The organism is Moraxella sp., from assembly GCF_024227015.1.
Classification (GTDB): domain Bacteria; phylum Pseudomonadota; class Gammaproteobacteria; order Pseudomonadales; family Moraxellaceae; genus Moraxella.
Genome location: NZ_JAAELD010000033.1, coordinates 1 through 1,348 on the forward strand (window position 1 = coordinate 1; position 1,348 = coordinate 1,348).

The window sequence follows — 1,348 nt, forward strand, 5'->3', positions numbered from 1 at the left end:
AATGATTTTTATGTAAGCCAACATATAATATTGACTTGCTGAGCATTATAACACTTTCCCAAGAAAGAGTAAATTTTTTTAAGGTAGCAGCATGAGTAATTTTAAGAATCCAAATGAATTAAAAACACCTGATTATGTTCGCCGAGCCATCAAGAAACGCGAAGAAAACATCGCGAACAAGTTGATTAATTTTCATAAAGAAAAAGACGCGGCATTGATTAAGGCAATCGACCAAGAAGCGCGCGGCAACTTTGCGCCATTGGCAAGAAAACTACTGCGTGAACACTACCAATTGCCAGAAGAAAACCGAAATGACAGATAAAGAATAGTTGTCATCATTGCAGCATTTGCAAGTGGTTTTTCTACGGCATTGGTGTACAAGCTTAATCTGATGTCCGTATTTGAATATCTAAAACTGATTAACAGGAATGCGGACATACGGCTTGCCGTTTTGGGTGGTAAAAAACTCGCCTGCATTGATATTGACCTGCACGGACGGGAGCATGAGTCTAGGTACGGATAGGGTTTTATCCCGAGCGTCTCTCATGTTGATAAAGTCATCTCGACTGATACCGTCTTTGACATGGATATTATGCCGTCTTTGCTCGCCGACTGTGGTGGTTGGGCTGTATTCACGATGCTCTGGTGGATAGTCATGGCACAGGTACAGCACCGTCTCATCGGGCAATGCTAGGATACGCTGTATAGAATCGTATAGCTTGCCACTGTCGCCAGCAGGGAAATCACAACGAGCCGTGCCAACATCAGGGGCGAATAGCGTATCACCCACAAAAACGATGAGCCGTGTGTCGTCCGTTACCTGATACGCCATGTCCGCAGGGGTATGCCCTGCCACGTGCATGGCGGTAATGCTAAGGCTGCCAAGCGTGAGTGTCGTGCCGTCATCGGTCAAATGGTCAAATTGAGATGCGTTGGGGACAAAGTCATCATCAAGGTCATAGATGTCCTTAAAAATATGCTGAACCGTGGCAATATATTTGCCGATGACCGTCTGCCCGCCAAGTCGCTCTTTTAAATAATGGGCGGACGTTACATGGTCGGCATGGGCGTGGGTCTCAATGATGTATTTGACCGTCAAATCGTGCCTTGTGATAAAATTGATGAGCTTATCAGCATTGTCATGATTTATCCGTCCCGACACAGGGTCATAATCTAGGACAGGGTCAATGATGGCACACAGTTTGGTATCATCATCGATGAGTATGTGACTATACGTCTCAGTCTGTGGGTCCAAAAAAGAATGTACGATCATGTATCCGCTCCTTATCAGTCATCAGTTTGGTTCTTTATAGCATAACTCGTAGGCTCATACAATGCTATTTTAGAT

At 44.6% G+C, this 1,348-nt stretch carries 2 protein-coding genes; one reads left to right on the plus strand and one right to left on the minus strand.

Annotated elements, in window-relative coordinates; translation table 11 throughout:
• The first annotated feature begins 91 nt into the window (after window positions 1–91).
• Window positions 92–322 carry a hypothetical protein gene (locus GY683_RS00690; protein WP_297286922.1) on the plus strand — a complete coding sequence of 77 codons (231 nt, stop codon included), beginning with the start codon at window positions 92–94 and terminating at the stop codon, window positions 320–322.
• An 87-nt stretch (window positions 323–409) separates the two neighbouring features.
• Here GY683_RS00690 and GY683_RS00695 read toward each other — a convergent pair whose 3' ends face one another.
• Window positions 410–1,273: an MBL fold metallo-hydrolase gene (locus tag GY683_RS00695; RefSeq protein WP_297286923.1), complete on the minus strand. Its 864-nt coding sequence runs from the start codon at window positions 1,271–1,273 to the stop codon at window positions 410–412.
• Between the last annotated feature and the right edge of the window lie 75 nt (window positions 1,274–1,348).

Coding starts and splice junctions, on each gene's coding strand:
- GY683_RS00690 (WP_297286922.1), top strand. CDS start 92: ATGAGTAATTTTAAGAATCCAAATGAATTAAAAACACCTGATTATGTT.
- GY683_RS00695 (WP_297286923.1), bottom strand. CDS start 1,273: ATGATCGTACATTCTTTTTTGGACCCACAGACTGAGACGTATAGTCAC.